General features: G+C 55.0%; 22 protein-coding genes and 1 tRNA gene. 6 read left to right on the top strand and 17 right to left on the bottom strand.

The features are described 5' to 3' along the window. Nucleotides 1-4: 4 nt before the first annotated feature. Nucleotides 5-634 (bottom strand): LysE family transporter, encoded by a 630-nt coding sequence (locus ACZ46I_RS12075; protein ID WP_226508830.1) that lies wholly within the window; start codon nt 632-634, stop codon nt 5-7. A gap of 515 nt (nt 635-1,149) precedes the next feature. Between ACZ46I_RS12075 and cowN the strand changes: the two genes are divergently transcribed. Continuing rightward, on the top strand, nt 1,150-1,446 hold the full coding sequence (cowN, locus tag ACZ46I_RS12070) for a N(2)-fixation sustaining protein CowN (protein ID WP_013505600.1): 297 nt from the start codon (nt 1,150-1,152) through the stop codon (nt 1,444-1,446). Between the two features lie 123 nt (nt 1,447-1,569). Here the strand turns inward: cowN and ACZ46I_RS12065 are convergent, their stop codons facing one another. From ACZ46I_RS12065 to ACZ46I_RS12055, 3 genes are all read right to left on the bottom strand, one after another. Continuing rightward, complete coding sequence (locus ACZ46I_RS12065) at nt 1,570-2,376, bottom strand: class I SAM-dependent methyltransferase (protein WP_464280927.1); 807 nt, start codon at nt 2,374-2,376, stop codon at nt 1,570-1,572. Nucleotides 2,377-2,595: 219 nt separating this feature from the next. Next, nucleotides 2,596-2,895, bottom strand: a complete 300-nt coding sequence (locus ACZ46I_RS12060) for a type II toxin-antitoxin system RelE family toxin (RefSeq protein ID WP_464280926.1) — start codon at nt 2,893-2,895, stop codon at nt 2,596-2,598. Then, nucleotides 2,885-3,130, bottom strand: a complete 246-nt coding sequence (locus ACZ46I_RS12055) for a type II toxin-antitoxin system Phd/YefM family antitoxin (RefSeq protein ID WP_013505603.1) — start codon at nt 3,128-3,130, stop codon at nt 2,885-2,887. The genes ACZ46I_RS12060 and ACZ46I_RS12055 overlap by 11 nt, the downstream gene beginning before the upstream one ends. Nucleotides 3,131-3,309: 179 nt before the next feature. On the opposite strand from ACZ46I_RS12055, the gene ACZ46I_RS12050 reads away from it, so the two are divergent. Further along, entirely contained in the window at nt 3,310-4,491 is a 1,182-nt protein-coding gene (locus tag ACZ46I_RS12050) for a BaiN/RdsA family NAD(P)/FAD-dependent oxidoreductase (protein ID WP_013505604.1), read from the top strand. A gap of 352 nt (nt 4,492-4,843) precedes the next feature. Here the strand turns inward: ACZ46I_RS12050 and guaA are convergent, their stop codons facing one another. The 3 genes from guaA to ACZ46I_RS12035 form a co-directional block, all read right to left on the bottom strand. Beyond that, complete coding sequence (guaA, locus tag ACZ46I_RS12045) at nt 4,844-6,400, bottom strand: glutamine-hydrolyzing GMP synthase (protein WP_013505605.1); 1,557 nt, start codon at nt 6,398-6,400, stop codon at nt 4,844-4,846. A gap of 1 nt (nt 6,401) precedes the next feature. Continuing rightward, nucleotides 6,402-7,871 (bottom strand): IMP dehydrogenase, encoded by a 1,470-nt coding sequence (gene guaB, locus ACZ46I_RS12040; protein ID WP_013505606.1) that lies wholly within the window; start codon nt 7,869-7,871, stop codon nt 6,402-6,404. A 281-nt stretch (nt 7,872-8,152) separates the two neighbouring features. Further along, nucleotides 8,153-8,229: transfer RNA gene (locus ACZ46I_RS12035), tRNA-Pro, on the bottom strand. Between the two features lie 196 nt (nt 8,230-8,425). Between ACZ46I_RS12035 and ACZ46I_RS12030 the strand changes: the two genes are divergently transcribed. The 4 genes from ACZ46I_RS12030 (at nt 8,426) to ACZ46I_RS12015 (ending at nt 14,206) form a co-directional block, all read left to right on the top strand. Then, on the top strand, nt 8,426-9,637 hold the full coding sequence (locus ACZ46I_RS12030) for an FprA family A-type flavoprotein (RefSeq protein WP_013505607.1): 1,212 nt from the start codon (nt 8,426-8,428) through the stop codon (nt 9,635-9,637). 89 nt (nt 9,638-9,726) lie between these two features. Then, the gene (locus ACZ46I_RS12025; RefSeq protein WP_013505608.1) at nt 9,727-9,927 is read left to right on the top strand and encodes a DUF2905 domain-containing protein; all 201 of its coding nucleotides are present in this window, start codon (nt 9,727-9,729) and stop codon (nt 9,925-9,927) included. A gap of 18 nt (nt 9,928-9,945) precedes the next feature. After that, nucleotides 9,946-13,791, top strand: coding sequence for a chemotaxis protein CheB (locus tag ACZ46I_RS12020; protein ID WP_464280925.1), 3,846 nt, complete (start codon nt 9,946-9,948; stop codon nt 13,789-13,791). Nucleotides 13,792-13,840: 49 nt separating this feature from the next. Continuing rightward, a complete protein-coding gene (locus ACZ46I_RS12015) occupies nt 13,841-14,206 on the top strand; it encodes a response regulator (protein ID WP_013505610.1) in 366 nt (121 codons plus the stop codon). A gap of 59 nt (nt 14,207-14,265) precedes the next feature. On the opposite strand, the gene ACZ46I_RS12010 is transcribed toward ACZ46I_RS12015, so the two are convergent. From ACZ46I_RS12010 to ACZ46I_RS11965, 10 genes are all read right to left on the bottom strand, one after another. Next, complete coding sequence (locus ACZ46I_RS12010; RefSeq protein WP_013505611.1) at nt 14,266-14,610, bottom strand: DMT family protein; 345 nt, start codon at nt 14,608-14,610, stop codon at nt 14,266-14,268. Nucleotides 14,611-14,686: 76 nt separating this feature from the next. Then, nucleotides 14,687-15,976 carry a YdgA family protein gene (locus ACZ46I_RS12005; protein WP_464280924.1) on the bottom strand — a complete coding sequence of 430 codons (1,290 nt, stop codon included), beginning with the start codon at nt 15,974-15,976 and terminating at the stop codon, nt 14,687-14,689. Nucleotides 15,977-16,180: 204 nt separating this feature from the next. Further along, complete coding sequence (gene mnmH / locus ACZ46I_RS12000; protein ID WP_464280923.1) at nt 16,181-17,323, bottom strand: tRNA 2-selenouridine(34) synthase MnmH; 1,143 nt, start codon at nt 17,321-17,323, stop codon at nt 16,181-16,183. Then, nucleotides 17,320-18,360: a selenide, water dikinase SelD gene (gene selD, locus ACZ46I_RS11995; protein WP_226508841.1), complete on the bottom strand. Its 1,041-nt coding sequence runs from the start codon at nt 18,358-18,360 to the stop codon at nt 17,320-17,322. Before selD ends, mnmH begins: the two co-directional genes overlap by 4 nt. A gap of 218 nt (nt 18,361-18,578) precedes the next feature. After that, nucleotides 18,579-20,183, bottom strand: coding sequence for a type I restriction-modification system subunit M (locus ACZ46I_RS11990; RefSeq protein WP_464280922.1), 1,605 nt, complete (start codon nt 20,181-20,183; stop codon nt 18,579-18,581). Between the two features lie 10 nt (nt 20,184-20,193). Then, nucleotides 20,194-20,370, bottom strand: coding sequence for a hypothetical protein (locus tag ACZ46I_RS11985; RefSeq protein ID WP_226508843.1), 177 nt, complete (start codon nt 20,368-20,370; stop codon nt 20,194-20,196). Then, nucleotides 20,367-20,939, bottom strand: a complete 573-nt coding sequence (locus ACZ46I_RS11980; RefSeq protein WP_226508844.1) for a zeta toxin family protein — start codon at nt 20,937-20,939, stop codon at nt 20,367-20,369. Before ACZ46I_RS11980 ends, ACZ46I_RS11985 begins: the two co-directional genes overlap by 4 nt. Nucleotides 20,940-20,941: 2 nt before the next feature. Next, nucleotides 20,942-21,124: an AlbA family DNA-binding domain-containing protein gene (locus ACZ46I_RS11975; protein WP_226508845.1), complete on the bottom strand. Its 183-nt coding sequence runs from the start codon at nt 21,122-21,124 to the stop codon at nt 20,942-20,944. Continuing rightward, a complete protein-coding gene (locus ACZ46I_RS11970; protein WP_343217002.1) occupies nt 21,121-22,260 on the bottom strand; it encodes an AAA family ATPase in 1,140 nt (379 codons plus the stop codon). The genes ACZ46I_RS11975 and ACZ46I_RS11970 overlap by 4 nt, the downstream gene beginning before the upstream one ends. Continuing rightward, nucleotides 22,220-23,773 carry an LA2681 family HEPN domain-containing protein gene (locus tag ACZ46I_RS11965; RefSeq protein WP_226508847.1) on the bottom strand — a complete coding sequence of 518 codons (1,554 nt, stop codon included), beginning with the start codon at nt 23,771-23,773 and terminating at the stop codon, nt 22,220-22,222. The genes ACZ46I_RS11970 and ACZ46I_RS11965 overlap by 41 nt, the downstream gene beginning before the upstream one ends. Nucleotides 23,774-23,782: the final 9 nt, after the last annotated feature.

Here is a 23,782-nt window from a genome sequence, read left to right as displayed (position 1 = left end):
CAGGTTACGGTGCCGTGCCTGCCAGTCCAAAAAGTTTCAATCCTTCATACAGCAGTAACATCGCCAACCCTATCAGCACCAATCCGAGCCCGCGCATGATATAGAGATATACTGGCCCCTGGATAAAAGTGCGGGACCGGCCTACCAGCAGCGACAGGCACACCTTGGAGCCCACCAGGCAGAAGGAGAAACCCAGCAGGAAAAGCACCACAGCCCACAGCGACAACTGGTTGGCCCGGGTCATGATGGGGGAGCCGACGCTGACCCAGAAGAGGTAGGAGTATGGGCTGAGCACATTGGCCAGGATGCCCTTCAGAAGAGGAGCGGATTGATCCTCGGCCAATTCCAGCTCCATACCCTTGATGCGGATATTCTGAAGCCCCATCATGAAGAGGAACACTCCTCCCGCGATGGAAATAATACCCAGGATCAGCTGGAAATTCGCAAGCTGGGCCAGCAGCAGTAACGTAAGGGCAATGATAGGCGCATCCGTAAGAAGGGGAGTCATCGCCACTTTGACACCCGCGCGGATGCCGGAACGCAGGGTTTCGGAAATAACCAGAGTGAGCACCGGGCCGGGAGCCAGCCCGGAAGAGAGGCCCAGCGCCATGCCTATGGCAAGATATGTGAACATGGTACCTTCTGTGGAGCAGGCTGCTGAAAAACTCCATCTGCAACTGTTTGCCTGTTTTGGGGGAATTTCTCTGCATCTGACTGGAAGTCAGTTGGCTCAATCTACACCAGTTCCCCACAAGCTTCAATTGGCAAGGAAATGAACTGCCTGAGCAGCTTGTCTTTCGTTGAGTCGGAGCTTTTCACGGTGAAGCAGCACTCTTGCCAGCATTCCTCCCGAAGGCACTTGCTGTCATCCATGGCTCGAGTTTTTGCTGCTTGTCATCTGGGGCCGCTCTCGGAACACTGGCGCTCCTGCAGAACTTCAACTGTAGGACTGTGCATGGTTACGTTGAGTCTTTTGTGCGGCACTGTAGCTTTTCTTACATGCAGGGTGTCAGTGGTGCCAATATTGACCCATGCGTCCTTGGGTGCCGTGGCGAAAGCAGCGTCTATTCAGGACTTTGCGTAATCGGCGTGTCTGGCGTAAATCTTGCAAAATCACCTCTACGCAATCAACCGAATCGGAGGACTCCCATGAATCAAGCTGAAACAGAATCAACGATTGACCGCTACGCGACTTTCAAGGGTATCGACTGTGATGGCCGTGCCGGAATCCTTATGCAGCGCATCGAAAAACTGGCTGCAGATCCGCTAGCAGCCTCTCCATTCTGGGCCTATTTCCTCGCGAAACGCACCCCGCGTTCTGGCCCCAAACCGGATGACCTCTTTCTCATACACACCAACATCAACCAGCTCTATGAACTGTTTGAGCAGGCGGAAGATGAGGAGTCCCTCGCCATGCTGGAGTGGCTGGAAGAGCACTGCTGCTAGGAATGGCATAGCCAGAGAGCCTGTTTGATGGCCCCACGGTAAGCCATGGCTCAGGAAATCAGCGACAGCAGAGAGTATCCGCAGATTTGCAGCTTGTTCGGTAGAGAGTGGTTCCACCTGCAGTCAATTGCTTGCCTGGCTATCGTGCCTCTTTTCGGGGCGAAGGAAAGCGTCTGCAGCACAGGAGGGTTCGCCTGTCCTGGTTGCCACGACCATAATTTCATACTCGTCAAGCTCCAGGGGCCGCCTTCCCCAGTTTCCCGCTGTTCCGCCCCACATGTGATCCACCGTCAAGCCCGCGAGTTGAAAGAGCAGTCGGAGCTCTGTCCCTACGAAAGCGCGCTCACGCACGACAACAGCTGGAAGCCCCTCCCGTGGTGACATTTCCGTGGAATCCACCAGGGATAGAGGATGAAAGCGCCCCGCCGCCACATCCTCGTCGGAATAGGAGCGCAGCATGCGGGCCGCACTGAGGACCGTCGCCACCATCCGCGCCCCTGGCTTCAGGTTGCGGGAGATGTTGCACAGAATGGACAGCGGCTGCGCAATGGGGTCGTCCGTTTGGCTCAAAAGCCCCAGGGAACCCTCGCACAGGCAAATGGCAGCGTCAAACTGCTCTGGCAGGGAAAAGCTCGTGGCATCGGCATGCACCCACTGAACACTCACCCCGGCGTCTTTCGCCATTGTTGCCGCATTCGCCAGCATTTCAGACGACAGATCCAGGCCGGTGACACGGTAACCACGCTTTGCCAGCTCTCTGGAGTGCCGTCCTGTACCGCACCCAATATCCAGTATGGTGCTGCCTGCCGGAAGGTTCAGCTCATCCAGCAGGAAGTCAATTTCCCGCAGGGTGTCTTTCGTGAAAATATTCGAGTGATACTGGGGAGCATGGGCATCGAAGAAGGTCTCCCATGAGTTTTTCTGGGTCATTGTGATGTCCTTTGTGAGAGCAGGCTGCTGAAAAGCCCCCATCTGCGGCGTTGCCTGCTGGAAGCTCGTGCGGAGCAACGTACAGGGAGTACGCTTCACTCCGAGTTTTGCGGGCGCCTTGTACCTGAAGGTTTTTCAATTGCCTGCCTGGTTTGAGGTATTACAGTAAACTGTCAGGGATCAAGTGTGCCGTCAGATGCTCAATCTTCAAGCATCCCATCACGGCTTGTCCGTTTCCAGTCGAGTATTGGCGCTACCATAAACATGGTTTTTGTCGCGCTTGCCTACCGCGATCACAGATACCACTACGGTGTCGTTGCAGACCTGATATACCAGGCGATATCCAATGCGTTTGAGTTTGATTTTATAACAGTTGGGCATGCCGTTGAGGGCATCGGCAGGAACATGGGGCTGTTGCAGTCGGCTGGCAAGTTTTCTTTTGAGGGGTTCGCGAATACTGTTGTCCAGTGCGCGCCATTCGGCAAGGGCTTTTTCGTGAAAGCGCAGCTTATAGGTCATCGAGGCTTACCTCAATAAACGGCCCCTCTTGTCGCTCTCGTATCAGTAAAGCATCTTCGATATCTTCCAAACGCTCCAAAAGCCGTTCATAATAGGCCGCAGGCAGCAGGTAGGCTTCCGGGCGATTATGATTCAGGATGGCTACGGGGAAGTCCTCAGCCTTTCGCAGGATTTCAGCATAGCTGCGCTTGAGTTCCGTTACGCTCACCGTTGCATCTGCCAGGATGGATTCCATTTTACACCTCATTCAGTGTTTATTTTGGCTCCGAAATTCATGCCAATATATGGCGAAGCAGCGAAAACTTCAAGCGATTGACGGGCATCATTGTGATATTTTACTTGTTATCTGTGGCCATGCGTGGTCCTTGTCTCATTGCTTTGTGCATTATTGAAACATTCGCCTAAGGACGTGCAATGCAAAATTTCGATGTGGTGATTCTTGGCGCGGGAGCTTCGGGCCTGATGTGTGCGGCCCAGGCGGGCAAGCGGGGCCGTCGCGTGGTGGTGCTGGATCATAATACCCAGGCGGGCCGCAAGGTGCTTGTCTCCGGCGGTGGGCGCTGTAATTTCACCAATGCGCAGCTGAGCGCGGGCCACTATCTCAGCCACAATCCCCACTTCGTCAAGTCAGCCCTCAGTCGCTTTAACCAGTGGGATTTCCTGTCTCTGATCAGCGAATACGGGATCAAGTGGCACGAGCGGGAGCACGGGCAGTACTTCTGCGATGAGAGTGCGGCACAGGTGGTGGATATGCTCCTTGCGGAGTGCCGTCGCTCTTCTGCCACGGTCATGCTGGGAACCACAATTCATTCAGTGGAGCGCCTTGAGGACGGGGCCTTTTCCCTGCACACTTCCCGTGGTGGCTACAGGTGCCGCTCACTGGTGGTGGCGACGGGGGGGCTGTCCATTCCTCCCCTTGGGGCCAGCCCTCTGGGATACCGCATCGCGGAGCAGTTCGGCCTGACCGTCAGGCGGCCTTCGGCGGGGCTGGTTCCCCTGACCCTGCAGCCCCAGGACAAACAGCGGCTGGCTCCGCTGTCGGGCATTGCGGTGGAGGCGACAGTGCAGGTGGAGGGTATTTCCTTCCGGGAGAATGTCCTTTTTACCCATCGCGGTCTGAGTGGCCCGGCCATTCTGCAGATTTCCAACTATTGGCAGCCGGGGCAGGCGGTAACGATTGACTGGCTGCCGAGTGCTTCTGTTGATGAGGTCATCGGCGAGGCGCGCGAGCAGCAGCCGAAACAGCAGGTGAAGACTGTGCTGACGCGCCTGTTGCCTGCGCGGATGGTGGCGGCTCTCTTACCAGTGGAACTGCTGGATACGCAGCTGGCACAGCTCAGCAGGAAGCAGGTGGAGCTTGTTTTCCGCCAGCTGCATCACTGGCAGGTAACTCCCAATGGCACGGAGGGGTATCGCACGGCGGAGGTGACCCGTGGTGGTGTTGACTGTGACGGGATTTCATCCAAGACCATGGAATGCAAGACGGTACCGGGGCTGTATTTTGTGGGCGAGGTGCTGGATGTGACGGGCTGGCTGGGAGGGTATAACCTGCAGTGGGCGTGGTCGTCGGGCTGGTGTGCCGGTCAGTTTGCCTGACCGGCTGAGGCATTGCCATTCTTTGTGTCTGAGGTGCAGCTATCATTCAAAATCTGTGGAATTATTCAGGATTTCCGAATACACGAAAGGCATTTTTCTCTCGCAAAGCCGCAGAGAACGCAGAGAAGATAGGTGCCCAAATTCATTCATTTGTATTTCCTTGGCGCTCTCAGCGTCTTAAGTGAGCGTAGCGAACGGGCGTGAAAACAGGGAATGTGATGAGGAGATCGGGAGTTTTTGCGGGCACTGCGTGAGGCCCTTTTCCCCTCTTGCTAAAAATGGGTGTCGCCAAAGGCGACACCCATTTGCATTCACGTGTATTCCCGCTCACTCGCGGTGAGCGATTGCTTTCCTATTCCCACTCAATGGTGCCTGGTGGTTTACTGGAAATATCGTACACCACGCGGTTGATGCCCTTGACTTCATTAATGATGCGGTTGGAAATGCGGGCCAGCACTTCGTAGGGGATGTGGGCCCAGTCGGCGGTCATGCCGTCGACGCTGGTGACGGCGCGCAGGGCGCAGGCGTTTTCATAGGTGCGTTCATCGCCCATGACGCCGACGGTGTTGACGGGCAGCAGGACGACAAAGGCTTGCCAGATGTGGCGATAGAGGTCGGCCATCTTGATCTCTTCCAGGAAGATGTGGTCGGCTTCCCGCAGTACGTCCAGGCGCTCCTTGCTGATTTCGCCCAGGACACGGATGCCCAGGCCGGGGCCGGGGAAGGGGTGGCGGTGGACGATTTCATCGGGCATACCCAGTTCCAGCCCCACCAGGCGAACTTCATCTTTAAACAGTTCGCGGAAGGGTTCCAGCAGTTTGAAGTCGATATTTTCGGGCAGGCCACCCACGTTATGGTGGCTCTTGATGACGGCGGAGGGGCCTTTGACGCTGACGGATTCGATGACGTCGGGATAGAGGGTTCCCTGGGCCAGGAAGTCAAAGGAGCCAAGGCGCTTTTTCACGTCTTCAAAGACATAGATGAACTCGTTGCCGATGATTTTGCGTTTTTTCTCGGGATCGCTGACTCCGGCCAGTTTCTGCAGGAAGCGATCCGAGGCGTCTTCATAGTGCAGGTTCATGTGATAGTGGTCGCGGAAGGTCTTGACGACCGCTTCGGCTTCATTTTTGCGCAGCAGTCCGTTGTTGACGAAGACGCAGGTGAGGCGGTCGCCGATGGCGCGGTGGATGAGCACGGCAGCGACGGAGGAATCGACGCCGCCGGAGAGGGCGCACAGCACGCTGGCGTCACCGACGGTTTCGCGGATTTCGGCTATTTTTGATTCGATGAAGTTGGTCATGTTCCAGGTGGGTTCGCAGCCGCAGATTTTGTGTACGAAGTTGGCCAGCATGGTGGCGCCTTCGTAGGTGTGCACCACTTCAGGGTGGAACTGGATGGCCCAGATGCGACGCTCGCCATTGCGCATGGCGGCGATGGGGGCGTTTTCGGTGTGGGCGATGGCTTCAAAACCGGGGGGGAGCTGTTCCACTTTATCGCCGTGGCTCATCCAGACGGTGCAGGTGTTATCGACGATATCCAGGTCGGCGAAGAGATCCTGCTGGTTGTCGATGAGAAGTTTGGCGCGTCCGAACTCCCGCTTGGCGGAGGTGGCGACACGGCCGCCCTGGGTGTGTCCGATGAGCTGCATGCCGTAGCAGATGCCCAGTATGGGCAGGCCCAGGTCGAAGATGGCTTTGTCGGGCAGGGGCGCTTCCTCGGCGAAGACGGAAGCTGGGCCGCCGGAGAGAATGATGCCACGGGCGCCAAAGTCGCGGATGATTTCGATGCTGGTGTTAAATGGCATGATTTCGCAATAGACCCGGGCTTCGCGGACGCGCCGCGCGATGAGCTGGGTGTACTGGCTGCCGAAGTCGAGGATGAGGATTTTATTGGAATCAATGGTGCTCATATCAGCTCTCTACAAAGTAATTGGGGGCTTCTTTGGTGATGATGACATCGTGGACGTGGGATTCGCGCAGGCCGGCGTTGGTAATGCGCACAAAGCGCGCTTCCTTGCGCAGCATTTCAATGTCGGCGCAGCCGCAGTAGCCCATGCCGGAGCGCAGGCCGCCGACGATCTGGTGGACGCTGCCGGCCAGGCTGCCACGGTAGGGAACCTTGCCTTCGATGCCTTCAGGCACGAATTTCTGGTCTTCCTTGACGTCACCCTGGAAGTAGCGGTCTTTGCTGCCCTGGCGCATGGCGCCAACGGAACCCATGCCACGGTAAACCTTGTAGCTGCGGCCCTGCAGAAGCTCAATGTCACCCGGCGATTCTCCGGTTCCGGCGAAGAGGGAGCCGATCATGACGCAGTTGGCTCCGGCGGCGATGGCCTTCACCACATCGCCGGAGTACTTGATGCCGCCATCGGCGATGACGGGTATGCCCAGGGGGTCGCAGTAGCGGGCGACTTCGGTTATGGCAGTGATCTGGGGGACGCCGACGCCAGCCACGATGCGGGTGGTGCAGATGGAGCCGGGGCCGATGCCGACTTTGACGGCGTTGACGCCAGCTTCGATGAGGGCCTTGGCGGCTTCTTTGGTGGCGATATTGCCGCCGATGATCTCCAGGTTGGGGTAGATGGTGCGGACTTCCCTGACGGTTTCCAGCACTTTCTGGGAGTGGCCGTGGGCGGTGTCGATGACGATGACGTCGACGCCGGCTTTCACGAGAGCCGCTGCCCGCTCAATGGTGTCGGCGCCGGTGCCGACGGCAGCGCCGACGCGCAGACGGCCGAATTCATCCTTGCAGGCGTTGGGGTATTTCTGGCGCTTTTCAATATCTTTGGTGGTGATCAGGCCTTTGAGGGTGTTGTCGTTGTCGACGACGAGGAGTTTTTCGATGCGGTGTTCGTGGAGGATGTCAGCGGCTGCTTCAAGACTGATGCCCATGGAGACGGTGACGAGGTTTTTGGAGGTCATGTATTCGGAAACTTTGCGGGTGTAGTCTTTGCAGAAGCGCAGGTCGCGGTTGGTCAGGATGCCCACCAGACGGTTACCTTCCACGGTGACGGGCACGCCGCTGATCTTGTACTTGCTCATCAGCTCTTCGGCGTCCTTGATCATGGCGTCGGGGCCGATGGTGATGGGATCGACGATCATGCCTGATTCTGAGCGCTTGACCTTGTCTACCTCGTCGGCCTGACGTTCAATGGACATGTTCTTGTGGATAATGCCGATGCCGCCTTCCTGGGCGATGGCGATGGCCAGGCGTCCTTCAGTGACCGTATCCATGGCAGCAGACACGATGGGGATATTGAGGTCGATGTTGCTGGTGAGTTTGGTCCTGGTGGAGACTTCATGGGGAAGGACGTTGCTGTAGGAGGGCACCAGTAAGACATCATCAAAGGTGAGTGCTTGGGGAATCATGTCCTGCAACATGCGCTAAAACCTCCGCTTAGGGTAGAGTGTATAGGGTTTGTGTTCCCGGTTGTGGCGGACCGTGGGACAGGGTTTGCTGTGCTGGCAGTGAAGTGTATGAATGTACCATGCCCCATGGGGAAGACCAAGGGTGAAAGTGTGTCACTGGCAGGAGACTCTGCACGAACAGCTCATGGGTACAGTGCACGGGTCCGGATGAGCGGACCTGGCTTCAGCTGATCAGGGCGGAATGGTAAAAAAAAAGTTTGCGGTGTGATTCCGCAAACTTTTTTATGTCATAATGGTCGGAGCGACCGGATTTGAACCGACGACCCCACCCACCCCAAGGGTGTACGCTACCAGGCTGCGCCACGCTCCGACGGTTTGCGGTTATACAGGGAATGTTCCGGCTTTGTCAAGAAAGTTTTCCTGCGCTTCGGGAAAGGTTTTTTGCATGGGAGGCCAACCTCTGAAGGCGTAAAGCGCGCAGGGGGAAAATGGTGGGTGAAAACGGGAAAATGTGGTCTCATTCTGCGAAAAATGGTATGTATTCCTGACATATTCGGAGGTGAAATATGAAAAAGCAACTCAGTCCAAGTGTGCAGTGGGTCGGTGTCAAGGACCCTGAGCTGGAAATATTCGATATTGTTGTACCCACCGAGCACGGAACCACCTATAACAGCTACCTCGTTCGCGGGGAGAAGGTGAATGTGCTCATTGATGTTTCCAAGGCGAATTTCTCTGAAGAGTATTTCGGTAATCTCGAGAAGATTCTCCCCATCACTGATATTGATTATGTGGTGGTGCAGCATACGGAGCCTGACCACTCCGGCTGTCTGCTGGAGCTGCTGAAGCGCCACCCGGAGATTACGGTTATCCATTCCAAGCCGTGCAAGAAATTTATTGAAAACCTGGTCAATCGCGAATTCAAATCCTGGTCCATCAATTCCGGTGATGAGCTGGACCTGGGGGGCAAGACCTTGCGTTTCTTTGTCACACCTTTTCTGCACTGGCCGGACACGATGATGAGTTATCTTGTGGAGGAGGAAATCCTCTTCCCTTGTGATGTCATGGGTGCCCATTTCACCAGCGAGCGCAATGACGCCATCATGAACTCGGAACTGGATGACGAGGACTACAAGACCTCTATCGAGGCGTTCAAATTCTACTACTCCATGATCATGCGCCCCTACAAGGAGCACTTCCTCAAGGCGTACAAGCTTATCGGCGATCTGCCGAAAAAAATCATTGCCCCTTCCCACGGACCGGTGCTGGACCGCGATCCGGAGTTCTTCCTGGAGTGGTATCACGAACAGGCTCAGAACTACCTCAAGCGCCTCAACGGTCAGAAGGTCACCATTATTTACGCCTCGTCCTACGGCAATACGGTTCTGATGATGAACGCCGTGAAAGTCGGCCTGGAAGAAGCGGGTATCGAGGTGGTGACCTTTGACGCCGCCACGGCGGACATGAATGAGATGGTGGATTCCATCGAGCTTTCCGCAGGTATTCTCTTCGGCACTTCCACCATCAACGCGAAAGCGCCGGAGCCAGTGCTTTCGCTGGTTGCCAACCTGGTCGTGCTGAATGTCTCCGGCCGCAAAGCGGGGGTCTTTGGCTCCTATGGCTGGAGTGGCGAGGGCATCAGCATGACGGAAGGCCTGTGCGAAGTGATGCATATGAAGATTGTGCAGGACGCCTACAAGGTCCAGATGCGCCCGTCAGCTGAGCAGCTGGAAGAAGGCCGCCAGTGGGGTTACGGCTTTGGACTGAAGATTATTGAGTAACCCTGCGGTATTTCGCGTATGCTTGTCTGTGCACTCTCTGAACCCTGCCCGGAAGGTTTACTTATGGTGAGGCTCCACGGGAGGAAAGCATGCAGAAAACACTTGTGATTGCAGGGATCATACTCCTTGTCGCCGGCTTTCTGTGGCCCCTGCTGCAGAAGGCCGGTTTCTTTCGGCTGCCGGGGGATATCGTGATAGAACGGGAAAATTTTCGTTTTTACTTCCCCGTGACCTCGATGGTGATTATCAGCGGAGTGGTTTCGGTGATTTTCTGGATTCTGCGACGATAACAATCGGGAGGTGAGAGAGTGGAGCAACCGGCCAAGGGGATCTATATTGTTGGTATTGGGGCCAGTGCCGGTGGTCTGGAAGCACTGCGTGCCCTGACTTCTCACCTGCCTGCCGATGGCGATATCGCCTATATCATTGCTCAACACCTCAGCCCCAGCCACCGCAGCATGCTGGTGTCCCTGCTGGCCAAGGAGTGCCTGCTGCCGGTACTGGAAGCTGTTGATGGAGCTGCCGTTGAAGCGGGACATATCTATATCACCCCTCCCAACTATGATATCACCCTGACCGCCGATGAGAAAATCCGCCTGCGCCAGCCGGCGCAACCTATGGGCCCCAAGCCTTCGGTGGATACCCTGCTGTGCTCCCTGGCCGAAGTGAAAAAAGAGAAGGCCATCGCCATTATTCTTTCCGGCACCGGCTCCGATGGCTCGGTGGGCGTGCGTGCCATCAAGGCCGAGGGGGGCATCGTCATTGCCCAGGAACCTTCGACCGCCAAGTATGACAGCATGCCGAACGCGGCAATTTCCACTACCCATGTTGATCTGGTTTTGCCGCCGGAGCGCATCGGGCAGGAAGTTCCCGAAATATTCCGCTTTCCGGAAAAATTCCTGGTGGAAAAGCAGATCAAAAAGGCACCAGGGAATATTGACCGTATCTTCCGCATCCTCACCGAGCGTGGTGAGGTGGACTTTTCCGGCTACAAACTCACCACGTTGAACCGGCGCATTGAACGGCGTATGGCGGCCACACGGGTTACCAACCTCGGGGACTACGTCAGCCTGCTGGAAGAATCTGCCGACGAGTGGAAGCTGCTCTTCAAGGACATTCTCATCAGTGTGACGGCTTTTTTCCGCGACAGGGAGTCCTTTAACTCCCTGGAAAAGGCTCTGGAAAGCCTGGTGGCGAACAAACGCAATGGTGACAGTATCCGCGTGTGGGTGCCCGGCTGCGCCACAGGCGAAGAGGCCTACACCCTGGCCGTTATGCTGTGGGAGATCGTGCACCGCATGGGGAAAAAGTGCCATATGCAGATCTTTGCCACGGATATTGATACCGACGCACTGATGCACGCCCGCAAGGGGCTCTACTCCCAGGCACTACTGGAGGGCATGGAGCCGGCTTTGCTGGAGAAGTACTTTACCCGCAAAGGCTCCAGCTTTGAAGTTGCCAAATTCCTGCGGGAGATGATCGTCTTTTCCCGTCACAACCTCATTAAAGATCCCCCCTTCCTGCGTATCGACCTGATCAGTTGCCGCAACCTCCTGATCTACTTTACTCAGCCACTGCAGAAGAAGGTGTTCTCGCTGTTCCACTACTCTCTGGCCCCCAAGGGCATCCTGTTTCTGGGGAAATCGGAATCCATCGGGGACAACGAAACGCTCTTTGCCTCTTTCCACGACAAAGCCAAAATTTACGAACGCAAAGGGGGGGTGAAGTCTCCCATCGTCAGCGGAAACGGCAACTATGCTCTGCTGCGCCGCAGTGCGACACCGGCACCCAAGCCGGCCAAAGAGTACCGCCTGGAAGATGCTCTGGCGCAGACGTGCCTGAAGCTTTTCTCCAAGTGCAGCATTGTGGTTGACTGCGAGTACAGCATCATCCATGTGCGAGGCGATGCTTCAAACTTCCTGACCCTGCCCAGTGGTGACTTCAGCGGCAATGCCCTGAAAATGCTGCCCCGTGAGCTGGGTATTGATCTGCGCGCTGCTGTTGGCAGGCTCTCTTCGGGCGATGTACCTCTTTTTCGGGGGAATCTGCATAAAATCCAGACGGGCAGCACCTGGAGCTACGTGCGCATTCTCGCGTCGCGGGTGGAGCACGAAGGTGAAGCGGTGGGGTACTTTCTCATTGTGCTGGAGGAAGAGGATAATGCCTTTGCCCTGCAGCATTGTCCTGTCGAAAGTGTCAGTGAAGACGGACATGTCCAGATACAGGAGCTGCAGCACGAGCTGATTTCCAGCAAGGAGCATCTGCAGACGGTAATTGAGGAGCTTGAAACCTCCAATGAGGAACTGCAGTCACTGAACGAAGAGCTGCAGTCGGCCAATGAGGAATTGCAGTCTTCCAACGAGGAGCTTGAGACCACCAACGAAGAGCTGCAGTCCACAAACGAGGAACTCAGTTCCGCCTATGCCGAACTGAAAGTAGTCTACGACGAGAAGGAAAGCCAGCGCCTCGAGCTGGTGAACAAGACCCATGAGCTCCAGGAATCCCAGCAGGTGCTGGAGGTTCGACAGAACTTCATTACCGGCATTATGCAGACAAGCCCGGTGGGCATACTGCGCATCGACCGCGATCGCAAAATAGACTTTATCAATGCCTATGCTGAAAAGCTGCTCGGCTTCGCGGAACACTCCCTGCTGGGGAACAGCTACCACGTGGTGGAATCGTTGCTCAAAAGCCTTGATACAAAAAAACTCACCGCTGAGCAAAAACCCCTGGCCTGCGCCCTGAAAAACAAACGAACCCTGCACAACCTGGAATACGCAGTCAGCGCGTTGACTGATGTGGCGCGCACGCTGTCCATCAGCATCACGCCGAACTTCTCTCCGGGGGGGATCTTTGAGAGTGCGGTGCTGGCACTGGTGGATATCACCGAGAAAAAGCGGATTGAAAGAGAGCTCAAACAGAAACAGACCGAGCTGGAATTCATCAACCATAATCTGGAGAAACGCGTCAACGAGGAAGTGCAGCGACGCATGAATCGGGAAACGCTCATCAACGCCATCTACGACGAAGCCAATGTGGCTATTGGTATTACCGATACCAAAGCCCGCATTATTCACGCCAACAAAGCTTTCTGTACCACTTTTGGCTACACCTATGACGAGATCATCGGCCAGTCTTTCCTGGTACTGGTGCCGCCAAATCGCCAGCAGGCCTATCGACAGAAGCACCGCTCCCTGATGGAGAGCCAGGATCAGGATCGCGCTGTGGAGCGGGTCATGCGCCACAGGAACGGCGCCACGCTGGAGGTGCTCGTCAGCCGCAAAGCCATTATCACCGAAGACAGCACACCGGCGCTCCTGAGTATCATTACCGATATCACCTCCATGAAGCGCATCCAGCGAGAAAAGGAGCAGCAGGAGAAAATACTGATCCAGCAGACTAAAATGGCTGCCATGGGCGAAATGGTCAGTGCCATCGCGCACCAGTGGCGGCAGCCGCTGAATGTGGTGGGCATGCTGGTGCAGGATATCCGCGACTCCTATCGCTACGGAATGCTGGATCAGGGCTCCCTTGACGTGAAAGTGCAGCGCACCATGGAGACCATCCGCTTCATGTCCGACACCATTGACGACTTTCGCAACTTCTTCATCCCCGATAAGGAAAAGGAGCGTTTTGACGTCATGGAAAGCCTGCGGCAGGTGGCGCACATGCTCTCCAGTCAGATGCGCTCCCACAATGTGGTTCTCTATCGTCAGCACGTGCGCAGCGGAAAGTGTGTTCCCCTGCTGGAAGACAAGAGCAGGAGCAGCGCTCCGTACCTGGTCACCGGATACCCCAATGAATTTAAGCAGGTGCTGTTTAACCTGCTCAATAACTCCCGCGATGCCATTATGCAGCATCGGCTGGACCACGATGGACAGCCCCAGGATGGCAGCATTCATGTCAGTATCAGTCGTCAGGGTCGAGGCAGGCTGATCATCAGGATCGTCGATAACGGGGGCGGTATCGACCCGGAAGTCTTGCCGCGCATTTTTGAACCGTACTTTACCACCAAGGACCAGACGAAAGGCTCAGGCATTACCGGAACCGGAATCGGCCTCTATATGGCGAAAATCATTGTCCAGGATAACATGGGTGGAAAGATCAGCGCGCGAAGTATTGATGGTGGGGCAGAATTTACCATTGAACTTTAGTCATTTTCCCAGTATAGACCCTTATAACCCGTGCAAAGGATGCCAACACATGAATAATGTCACCATGCTTATCTGTGAAGATGAACCCATAATACGAGAGATTATGCACAGCTTCTTCTCAAGGCGCGCACGGGAGGCCTTTGTGGCATGCGATGGGAAGGAGGGGCTGGAGATGTTCACCAGCCATCGGCCCGACATCGTGTTGACAGACCTGAAAATGCCCGTCATGGATGGCATCCGGCTGGCCCGTCACATCAAGGAAACTTCCACCACCCCCATCATCATGATCTCCGCCCACAACGAGAAGGAACTCCTGCAGGAAGCTACCCGTGCAGGAGTAGATCAGTTTCTCTTCAAGCCTATCGATCTTGAAGAAGCCGCACAGTTGATAGAAAAGGTTCTCGCGGAACGCTGACCGACACCAGATATGCAGCGGGTCACTTCTGTCGCGCGCAGCACCGCGCGTGGCATTCCCTATCCCGAGCGGAAGAGAAAGTACACCGCTCCCACCAGACACAGCCCCGCCCACAGAAAATCCAGTTTGAGTGGCTGACGCATGTAGAAAAGAGCAAAGGGGACGAACACCGAAAGGGTGATGACCTCCTGCAGGATTTTCAGCTGCGCCAGGCTGAGCTCCGTATAGCCGATGCGGTTGGCCGGAACCTGCAGCAGGTACTCGAACAACGCAATGCCCCAGCTGATCAGTGCCGCGATATACCACTTGTGGCCGCTGAGATTTTTCAGATGGGCATACCAGGCAAAAGTCATGAACACATTGGAAAGAATCAGCAGAAAAGACGTCTGCAAAAGAACGGGCATGGCACACCCCCGCCGGAAGAAATGAATTGCTGATGAGCACATACTCCCGGCCAGGCGATTTGGCAAGCTGAAAGTGTCAGCGCAGACCGAAGGGGAGATTCAGGGGCATGGGAGTGCCATTGATAAAGAGAATCCCCTGCTCCAGCTGGGCATCAATGTGGTAGTTGCTCTCCTCCATCCTGATGATGCCCTGAGCCATCAGCAGGTGCAGCAGGATTGCTGTTTCCATATCAAGGACAGTCACCAGATCCGCCGGCAGACTCAGGTTGAAATGGGCCTTGATCTCGTCGCTGAACTGCAGCAGGTCGAAGTAGTCTTCTTCGAAGGGGGGGATGTCCAGCAGGAAGTTTCCTCTGAGGGTGCCAAACTCAGTGGCCAGCGAAAAATCCGGGCTTTCCAGCTGGGCGCCGTCGCCCATGGCCAGCAGCAGGTAGTGCAGGAAGTCCTGCTCCAGAGTGTGACTTCCCACATTGAGACCATTGTCAATGGCAGCAAAGAAGTCGTTCAGGTGTGCCGTCTTCAGGTTGCGCAGCTCCAGCTCCACAGCAGCGGGCCCAATCTCCATGCCTTCCAGGCTTCCCTTTTCCACTGCCAGCATAAAGCTGAAATCCAGGGAATCATTGGCTGTTGATCGGGCATCAAACGTGTAGAGGATCTGTGACATGTTCGCGGGCTCCCCTTCAGCCGCGGAAAGCTGAATGAACGCGATTTCCGCAGACTGCTGCCCCTCGAACAGGTATGGAGTCATGCGCGACTGGTCGAATGTGATCACCAGTTTACCCATTTCCAGCAGCTCGTCCCCGGCCATGATATAGAGCTCGTCAAGCTCACTTGTTCCCCTGAAGGAGTTCATGTCGCTGGAGATATCCATGCTCAGAAGGAACTTCCCGCTCTGCAGCAGAAAAGTTTCCATGCCGTGTTCAGTATAGGACAGCGACAGTTGCGGAATCGTCAGCTGCAGGGCCGTCTGCCCATGGAGGCTGGTGTTCGTCAGCAGCAAAGCGTTTTCGCCTTCCGGAAAGAAATTCTGGGGGTTTTCACGCCCGCCGGGATAAAAAGTGCTGCGGCTCTTCACCCCGCTCAATCCATGGCTTACTTTGCTGTGGACCTCGATATAGGGAGAAAAGAAATGGGAAAGTGCATCGCGCAGATCTGGATCAATCACTTCTATGCGGCTGTGGATGGTGCTGCTGAGCCAGCCCCGCTGGTAACTGACCGTTGAAACCTGATATTCATTGGAGGAAAGGGTGGAATCCACCGCCTGTTGGTAGTACTGGGAGAACACTCCGCCGCTGTAATAGGGAACTGCCAGGGCGACAGCGACGATGGCGGCTGTCAGTAAGAGTATGACAAAGAATTTCTTCATGATCGGCAACTCCATCTTCGCTGCAGTGTGCGTTATTAAAAGCCCGGCTGAGCCGTTTTCGCTTTGGTCACCCTTTCCCGGGCAAATTTGCATGAATATGGCGGAAAAGGTTCTTCAGCAGCTTCTTCGGCACTTATCGCACTGAATTCCCCTCAGGTCAACCCGTGAGTTATGGAGTGACGAAAAAACAGGGGAGACTGGCATTCAGCAAGGAAGCACACGAGTATGATGACGCTGCTGCGCGGACATCGCCAGAAACTCCAGCACCTGCTCAGCCGGGCCACGGAAGAGCACACGGGAAGCCGCGCGCTCCATCTGGTAATCGTACATGGGGTCGTAGTATTCGCTGAGCATGATACGCACCCACTCGCGGTGGGCAGCCGGTATCCCGATCGCTTCCTGGGAAACCATGGCCCGGTCAAAGGCTTCAGCCACGCGGCCATAGCGCTCCATGCCCAGGCGTTTGCGGATGCGGTGGAAGTTGGCGTGCATCCAGGTCTTCCAGCGCTGGCAATCCAGATCCCCTGACTCAGCGTATCGCTGCTGGGATTCGGTCACGTACTCCTGCACCGTACGCTCAATGCGCTCTTCCAGCGAGGATTCCACCACAACCCGTGCAGCGTTTTTCAAGACCTCGAAAAAAGGCGCCGGAATGTTCACCGCTCCCACCGCCTGGCTTTCATCCTCGAAGATGACCTGGCCAGGTTGACGGTGCAGCAGCTGAATCAGCTTCCAGGCCAGGCGGTTTTCAAAATCGATCTGACTTGGCTGGGGAGTGAGATAGCGACCGAAAGCGGAGCCGCGATGGTGGGCGATATCCTCCAGATCAATGGCATGCTCCATCTGGCGGATGAGAATGGTCTTGCCCGTGCCCGTGCGCCCCGCCAGCACCAGCGGGAGAGCCCTGGCCGCAAAATGCGCGGGGATCTCCTGTTCCAGCTGCTCCAGCAGATAGCGGCGCAGCGCCTTGTAGCCGCCTTCAAGGCGGGGAATCACTATCCCGTGATGGTCAAAGAGCCACTGCTGGGAAATCTGGGAGCGCATGCCACCGCGAAAGCAGTAGAGCAGCGCGTTTTCATGGGTGCGCTTGAACTGCGCCCAGGCATCAATACGCGGTGCCCGCACCTGCGCATTGACCAATCGGTGACCCAGCGCCACCGCCGCCTCGTGGCCCTCGTGTGTATAGCAGGTGCCAACCAGACGCCGCTCCTCATCGTTCATGAGAGGCAGATTCACCGCACCGGGAAAGGCACCACGCGCGAACTCCACCGGAGCCCGCACGTCAATCAGGGGTATATCCCCCAGAATAATGGAGCGGAAATCCGCTGTCAGTGGCAAGTAGCTCATGAGCCCGTCACTTCAACCAGAAGCGAACGGCGGGGAACCGTGCAGCCGATGGACTGCAGCTGCAGCCCCTCCTGGCGGGCAACACTCTGGAAAGCCTCCACGCAGGAGCGCTCCACCGCCACCAGCAGGCCACCCGAAGTCTGAGGATCGCAGAGAATGCCCCGCTGCACATCGCTCAGGGACGAAACATGGTGACCATAGCTGTTGAAGTTCTTGGTCGTGCCGCCGGGCATGCAGCCAAGGCCCAGGTAGTGGTGAACCTGGGGCAGCACCGGAACATCGTCAAAACGGACCTCCGCACTGATGCCGCTGCCCTCGCAGATTTCCACCAAATGCCCCAGCAGGCCAAAGCCCGTCACATCCGTCATGGCTCGAACCCCCGGCAGACGGGAAAACGCCTCGCCCGCGCGGTTGAGAGTACACATGGCATCAATGGCCACCTGCAGATGGGCCGGATCGGCCAGCTTCTTCTGCTTCTGAGCCGTGGAGAGAATACCAATACCCAGCGGCTTGGTCAGGAAGAGCTCACAGTCGGCAACCGCCGTATCGTTACGCTTCAGATGGGCATTCTCCACCAGGCCCGTCACCGCCAGACCGAATATGGGCTCCGGCGAATCGATGGAGTGACCACCCGCCAGAGGAATACCCGCCGCCGCACAGGCAAAGCGCCCTCCTTCAACCACCTGCTGCCCCACCGCCACCGGCACCTTGTTTACCGGCCAACCGAAAATGGCAATGGCCATCAGGGGACGACCCCCCATGGCGTAAATATCGCTGATGGCATTGGTGGCCGCAATACGCCCGAAAGTGAACGCATCATCCACAATGGGCATGAAAAAATCCGTCGTACTCAGCACCGACGAACCATTCCCCAAGTCAAAGGCCGCCGCATCATCCTTGCTGCTGTTGCCCACCAGCAGACCGGGAAACAGTGGCAACTCCTGGGAAGATTGCAGAATCTGATCCAGCAACGCCGGGGAAATCTTGCAGCCGCAACCGGCACCGTGGCTGTATTCAGTAAGCTTTACAGAATCCATGGGAACTCCTGATAGTAAATTGACTGGGAAATAGGTAATTGATGTGAGGTTAGCGCCTTCCTTAAAATACCAGCGACCGTTATTCTAGCATTGTTGATCATCGTAAAATAAGAAGCAGCAGCCATTTGCAAGGTATCTCTGAGTGGATAGGTCGATTGATTTGAGGAAGTACGTATCCACAAGTTATCGTTTCGCAGGCTCTTCACCGACCTTTACTCTCACACTGGTGGTAGATTCAGCTCTTTCAGATATTGATTGTGTTTGTCTGCTGCTTCGCAAATGCGCTTCTCTATCTCATTCAAGTTAGTGTGTACAGCAGCAAGGTCGATTTCCGGTTCGGCTTCTGTAGTGCTGACATAGCGGGAGATATTGAGATTGTAGTCGTTTTTTTCAATCTCCTCCATGCTGACCCGGCGGGCGTAGCGCTCTTTTTCCCGGCGATGCTGGTAGGTATCGACGATCTTGTCGATATGTTCGGGCAAGAGCTGGTTTTGACGCTTGCCCTTTTCAAAATGCTCAGCGGCATTGATGAAGAGCACATCATCGGGCTTTTTGCACTTTTTCAGTACCAGGATGCACACAGGAATACCGGTGGAGAAAAACAGGTTGCTCGGCAGGCCTATGACCGTGTCGATATGGCCATCCTTGAGCAGCTTGGTGCGGATGCGGCTTTCCACGCCACCACGGAACAACACGCCATGGGGCAGAATGATAGCCATGGTGCCTTCATCACCGAGAAAGTGAAAACCGTGGAGCAGAAAAGCAAAATCCGCTGCTGATTTGGGCGCCAGACCATAGCTTTTGAAACGGAAATCCTCACCCAGAACCTCACTTGGTTGCCAGCGGTAGCTGAAGGGTGGATTGGCCACCACCGCATCGCACTGGAGCTTTTTGGCTGGATTCATCTCGCTGAGCAACGGCCAGTCGTTGCTCAGCGAATCGCCGTGATGAATCTCGAATTCACTGTCTTTCACGCCGTGCAGCAGCATATTCATGCGCGCCAGGTTGTAAGTGGTAATGTTTTTTTCCTGCCCGTAGATCATCCCGATACCGTGGATTCCCATCTGGTGACGAACATTGAGCAGTAGCGAGCCAGAACCACAGGCAAAATCCAGCACTGCGTTGAGCTTCTTCTTTTTTCCGCTTGCCGGGTTTTGACTGTCCAGGGTCACGATACGGGAGAGGATGGTGGAAACCGATTGCGGGGTATAGAATTCCCCTGCCTTCTTGCCGGAACCAGCGGCAAACTGACCAATCAGATACTCATAGGCATCACCCAGAATATCGCTGTCGGTGGAAAACCGGGCAATGCCCTCACCGATCTTAGTGATAATAACACAGAGCTTCTTGTTGCGATCGGCTGGCGTTCTGCCCAGCTTTTCCGAGTTCAGGTTAATTTCCGAAAACAGCCCCTGAAAGGTGCTGGCAAAAGATTCCGTTTCGATGTGTTTGAAGCCACGCTCCAGGGTTTGCAGCAGCTCGGCGCTTTGAGTGCGGGCAAGCTCGTAAATGCTGCTCCACAGATAATCCGGGTGGATAACATAGTGCACCTTGCGACGCATCTGTTTTTCAAACTCGGACACATCTTCGGCGTTGTCCTGGTACCATAGTGTCAGTGGCGCTTGTCGATCATCTTCGGAAAGCTTTGGGTAATCCGCCCCCAGTTCCTTGCTGGCAGCCACCTCATAGTTGTCGGAGAGATAGCGCAGAAAGAGAAACGACAGCATGTAGTCACGGAAATCGTCGGCATTCATAGCGCCGCGCAGGTCATCGGCAATAGCCCAGAGGGTCTTGCCCAGTTGGCTGAGTTGTTCTTTGGTCATAAATAGTTCCTTACCGCTTTTGCCCTGGTGAATCATCACCGACAATAACGGGCTTACCGTTCTGTCTCATCACCGCGTACTGGCCCAGCCGTCTCTTTTTTTCCAGCGCCTCGGCTACAGATTCTCGCAGAGACTCCAGCATCAATTGCCCTGCCTGGGAAACAGGCTTATTTTCAGCTTCTTTCATTGTCCTACTCCATTGAGCATCACATTATAACAGTCCTGATCGATAACCCTACGGTCTGCGCCCTGCTGCTCGAAAACCAGTGTTGGCGTTCCACCATCATTCATGAAACAAATACAGAAATCCACACGATGACTGAACAGGTTAAGGAGATTATTCAGGCTACGTGGAAACCTGCGCACAATGTCCTTTGCAGGAATATTGTGGCCGCCATGTGCCACCCGTTCAGCCACGCGCATCTTTGACATTTCCACATCGGCAAGCGCAAGATAAATCAGCTCAACTCGCCAACCCTCTTCTCTCAGCCGCTCAATCAAACGCACATAGCTGCGGCCTGCCAGGGTTGTTTCAAAGGCAAAATCTTCCCCCGCGATGATGTGCTCCTCAATCTCTTGCAGAAAAATTTTGCTGGCCGCAAAAAGCTCCTTTTCCGGCGCCAAGGGTGATAGCCCGGCAGCAATCAAATCGGCATTGATGAAGTTTCTACAACCCGCAACTTTTGGCAGATAGCCCAAAGCAAAGGTGGTTTTACCCGAACCATTCGGCCCGGCAATTATCCAGCAAGTTGGCATTGTTATACCTCCTTCTGATCATTGACAATATAACTACCACCCCGACCATGAAAGACATTTGCAAAGGCGCAAATGCTGTGCAGCACCGCTTCTGGTTTCCAGCCTGCCTTGTATTCCACCCGCTCGTTTTCAATGGTGCGATGGTGGAGCAGGGAGTCGAGGTTGATGGGGAGTTTGGGAGTCATGTCGTCGCCTCCACATCCGGGAACAGCTCCGGGTTAAAGCGGTAGTTGGCCATAAAGTCCCGCAGGATCTTGCGAAAATATTCCTTGTTCTCCGGCAGCATCTCTTGAGGCTCATACAAGGAGTAGTTGCCATGGCTGAGTACATTTACCAAGCGGGCGTGGAGTATGCCGTCCTCGTCGTTGCTATCCTGCTTGATGCAAGCGGAGAAATTGCGGAAGCCGTGGAAGGTGGCCGTCTTTTCCAGAATGTTACGCAGGATATTGAAGTGGTAGGTGTAAACCTCGCCCGATTCGGCCACTTCGTGCAGATGTTTCAGCAGGGCGACATGATGGTAGCGCGGTGTCTCGCCGGTATCCGCCAGCCGGAAATGATCGGCCTCCTTGCTCAAGAAGATTTTGACCGCGTTGCTCAACTCGTTGCACATCACATTAAAGAACAAATGATGGTGCGTGGAGATCACTGTTCTGATCTTACCATTGGCATTCTTCAGCAACTGCGCCAGATGGCTGGCCACGGCAATGGCATTATTATCATCCAGCGATGAGATGGGGTCGTCGATATACAGATACTTCACCCAGGCATAGGGCGAGCCTTCTTCCTGATCCACAGCCAACTGGGCGACGGCGAGAAAAAAGCACCAGACAAAGATATTCTCCTCGCCGCGCGAAATCTTAATGGGAATGGGGCCACCGTCTGCGTCTGTGTCCCGGAAGAAGGTGATTTCCCAGGTTTCGTAGTCGATCAGGAAGTCAAAATCCGCATAGCGCGCCAGCAGCGGGCCGATGCGATTCTCCATCTCCAGCTCTTGCAGGCCGTCGAAAAAGTGGGAATCTCGATTCAGGCGCAGCACCCGCTTGGCGTCATTCTCCAGGTCATTATCCCAGGAGAACAGGTCTTCGGTGAAGGCGTTGAAGTAGAGAGTGTCCCGGGTTTCTTCCTCATCATCGCCTTGCTTACCCAGCTCTTTGAAGGCCATGGACAGGCGCGTCTTGCCGGTACCATTGAAGGCGAATAGCAGGATGTACTTCTTCTGCTCCAGCCGTTCGCGTAGGTGTTCGGCAATATCGTTAAGTGCGGCAAAGTTTGTCACAGAATCACTCCCATCTCGGCAGCGACATAGGAACGGCAATCCCATCTGGCGCATGGGAACGTCGAAGACCTTCTTCTCGGTGTACCGCCAATGACAAATAGGTCAGTCCACACCTGGCCATTTTCAATATTCTTAGCGCTTTCTGTTGCAGCTCTTGTATCGACAAGTGGGCGGCCCATTGGTCGTCAAACATTGAGTTGCTTGAACGACCCGCATAGCCCCACATATCATCATGCACCTTGAGGTACTTGTGCTCTAAATGATTTCGAATGGATCGAAGATTGTATGCGTCCGGCTCCATTGTTTCGCCCAATACCGGAATATCGGTATCCCGCCCGGATTCGACAAAGTCCTTACTTAGCCAGTAAAGCCCCCGAAGCGGTAGATTCTGGTGGCCTTGGAATCTAACGCGCAGACGCTTTGGTTTCCCCTTAGTTCCTCCTTCGAACCACACTGACTGAAAATTAATCGAGCGCTCCTGCATACCCAGTGCCCAGTACTCGTTGATAAAGAAGGCGATTTTATCGAATAGCGAATACGCCATCCGAAATGCGACCTTGATCTCTTCAGTGGCCCTTGAATATACCGGATAATCTAACGTGTCCAAGAGAAGCACATCCTTGTCTGAATAGTGTTTCTTGTAGGATTCCGCAGCCGTTATACCTTGCCAGCACAAAAATCGTGCAGTTGCGTATTCTTGCTTTAGCTGATTAAAAAATCCGATATAGTGTGGAGGTTCTGAAAGTGGGCGAACCATCGCCGGTAGATGCAACACATCATGGGCAGCAATGGGATAGGCGCCCAGGTCGCTAAGTGGCGACAAAAATAATACGTTATCTAATGCCCATGCGCGATATTGGCGCTCCATTTTTGAGCGACCCAGCGAATGTTCACTCAGTGAAATATTCTCCATGCGGCTGAAATCAACATGAGCCTCTATGGCTTCAGCCTTCTTCAGCATGCTCTGCGCTACTATCTGATAATCTTCTCTATCCCAAACAACACCTGGCTCGGTAACCGACTTTAGGAAACCACAAGCGTCTTTCAAAATCACAACCTGATGGCCCGGGTCATAAAGATACTTCGCAAAGGTCTCTAAGCCGAAACCAAGGTTTCCAAGTGCCATTGCGAATTTCGGCATCCGCGTAAGCGCTCGATTCCAATACTCAATAGCTTCTATCGGGCGCCCTATGTGGCTCAGTATATTGCCCAGATTGACAAGCATTTGACACTGCCTGAAGGCACCAAGCGAAGAGAACTCGGTAGAGCGAACTGCCGAGCGCAAATAGAAGATCTCGTTCAAAATCTCCAGCTGATCCCACGCCCAGACCACCGATTCGTCACGGTGGTTTGCCTGCCGAATTACCGACCAGGCATTGGCTCGGAAATAGTCAAGCTCAACCCGCTGAGTTGCATCAAGGCGCTTCTCCAAGGCATCGCAATGTTCAAGCGCCTGCCTTGCTTGGTCAGGAAATTCATCATCAGTCGCACCATCAATCAGGGCTCCGACAAAATCCAGTGCGTCCGATGGGGATAAGTCATCCAGCTGCTTGCTCACTTTTAGTTA

Source organism: Desulfurispirillum alkaliphilum (assembly GCF_055378285.1).
Note: the sequence above shows the minus strand (reverse complement) of the source record. Positions and strands in the feature narration are given on the sequence as shown.

Excerpts from the sequence above, each read along its gene's own strand:
- ACZ46I_RS11975 (WP_226508845.1), bottom strand. The coding sequence starts at position 21,124 with ATGACTCCCAAACTCCCCATCAACCTCGACTCCCTGCTCCACCATCGC.
- ACZ46I_RS11970 (WP_343217002.1), bottom strand. The coding sequence starts at position 22,260 with ATGGGATTGCCGTTCCTATGTCGCTGCCGAGATGGGAGTGATTCTGTG.
- ACZ46I_RS12030 (WP_013505607.1), top strand. The coding sequence starts at position 8,426 with ATGAAAAAGCAACTCAGTCCAAGTGTGCAGTGGGTCGGTGTCAAGGAC.
- ACZ46I_RS12005 (WP_464280924.1), bottom strand. The coding sequence starts at position 15,976 with ATGAAGAAATTCTTTGTCATACTCTTACTGACAGCCGCCATCGTCGCT.
- ACZ46I_RS12010 (WP_013505611.1), bottom strand. The coding sequence starts at position 14,610 with ATGCCCGTTCTTTTGCAGACGTCTTTTCTGCTGATTCTTTCCAATGTG.
- ACZ46I_RS11990 (WP_464280922.1), bottom strand. The coding sequence starts at position 20,183 with ATGACCAAAGAACAACTCAGCCAACTGGGCAAGACCCTCTGGGCTATT.
- selD (WP_226508841.1), bottom strand. The coding sequence starts at position 18,360 with ATGGATTCTGTAAAGCTTACTGAATACAGCCACGGTGCCGGTTGCGGC.
- mnmH (WP_464280923.1), bottom strand. The coding sequence starts at position 17,323 with ATGAGCTACTTGCCACTGACAGCGGATTTCCGCTCCATTATTCTGGGG.
- guaB (WP_013505606.1), bottom strand. The coding sequence starts at position 7,871 with ATGTTGCAGGACATGATTCCCCAAGCACTCACCTTTGATGATGTCTTA.
- ACZ46I_RS12025 (WP_013505608.1), top strand. The coding sequence starts at position 9,727 with ATGCAGAAAACACTTGTGATTGCAGGGATCATACTCCTTGTCGCCGGC.
- ACZ46I_RS12060 (WP_464280926.1), bottom strand. The coding sequence starts at position 2,895 with ATGACCTATAAGCTGCGCTTTCACGAAAAAGCCCTTGCCGAATGGCGC.
- ACZ46I_RS12065 (WP_464280927.1), bottom strand. The coding sequence starts at position 2,376 with ATGACCCAGAAAAACTCATGGGAGACCTTCTTCGATGCCCATGCTCCC.
- ACZ46I_RS12015 (WP_013505610.1), top strand. The coding sequence starts at position 13,841 with ATGAATAATGTCACCATGCTTATCTGTGAAGATGAACCCATAATACGA.
- ACZ46I_RS12050 (WP_013505604.1), top strand. The coding sequence starts at position 3,310 with ATGCAAAATTTCGATGTGGTGATTCTTGGCGCGGGAGCTTCGGGCCTG.
- ACZ46I_RS12055 (WP_013505603.1), bottom strand. The coding sequence starts at position 3,130 with ATGGAATCCATCCTGGCAGATGCAACGGTGAGCGTAACGGAACTCAAG.
- ACZ46I_RS11985 (WP_226508843.1), bottom strand. The coding sequence starts at position 20,370 with ATGAAAGAAGCTGAAAATAAGCCTGTTTCCCAGGCAGGGCAATTGATG.
- guaA (WP_013505605.1), bottom strand. The coding sequence starts at position 6,400 with ATGAGCACCATTGATTCCAATAAAATCCTCATCCTCGACTTCGGCAGC.
- ACZ46I_RS11980 (WP_226508844.1), bottom strand. The coding sequence starts at position 20,939 with ATGCCAACTTGCTGGATAATTGCCGGGCCGAATGGTTCGGGTAAAACC.
- cowN (WP_013505600.1), top strand. The coding sequence starts at position 1,150 with ATGAATCAAGCTGAAACAGAATCAACGATTGACCGCTACGCGACTTTC.
- ACZ46I_RS12075 (WP_226508830.1), bottom strand. The coding sequence starts at position 634 with ATGTTCACATATCTTGCCATAGGCATGGCGCTGGGCCTCTCTTCCGGG.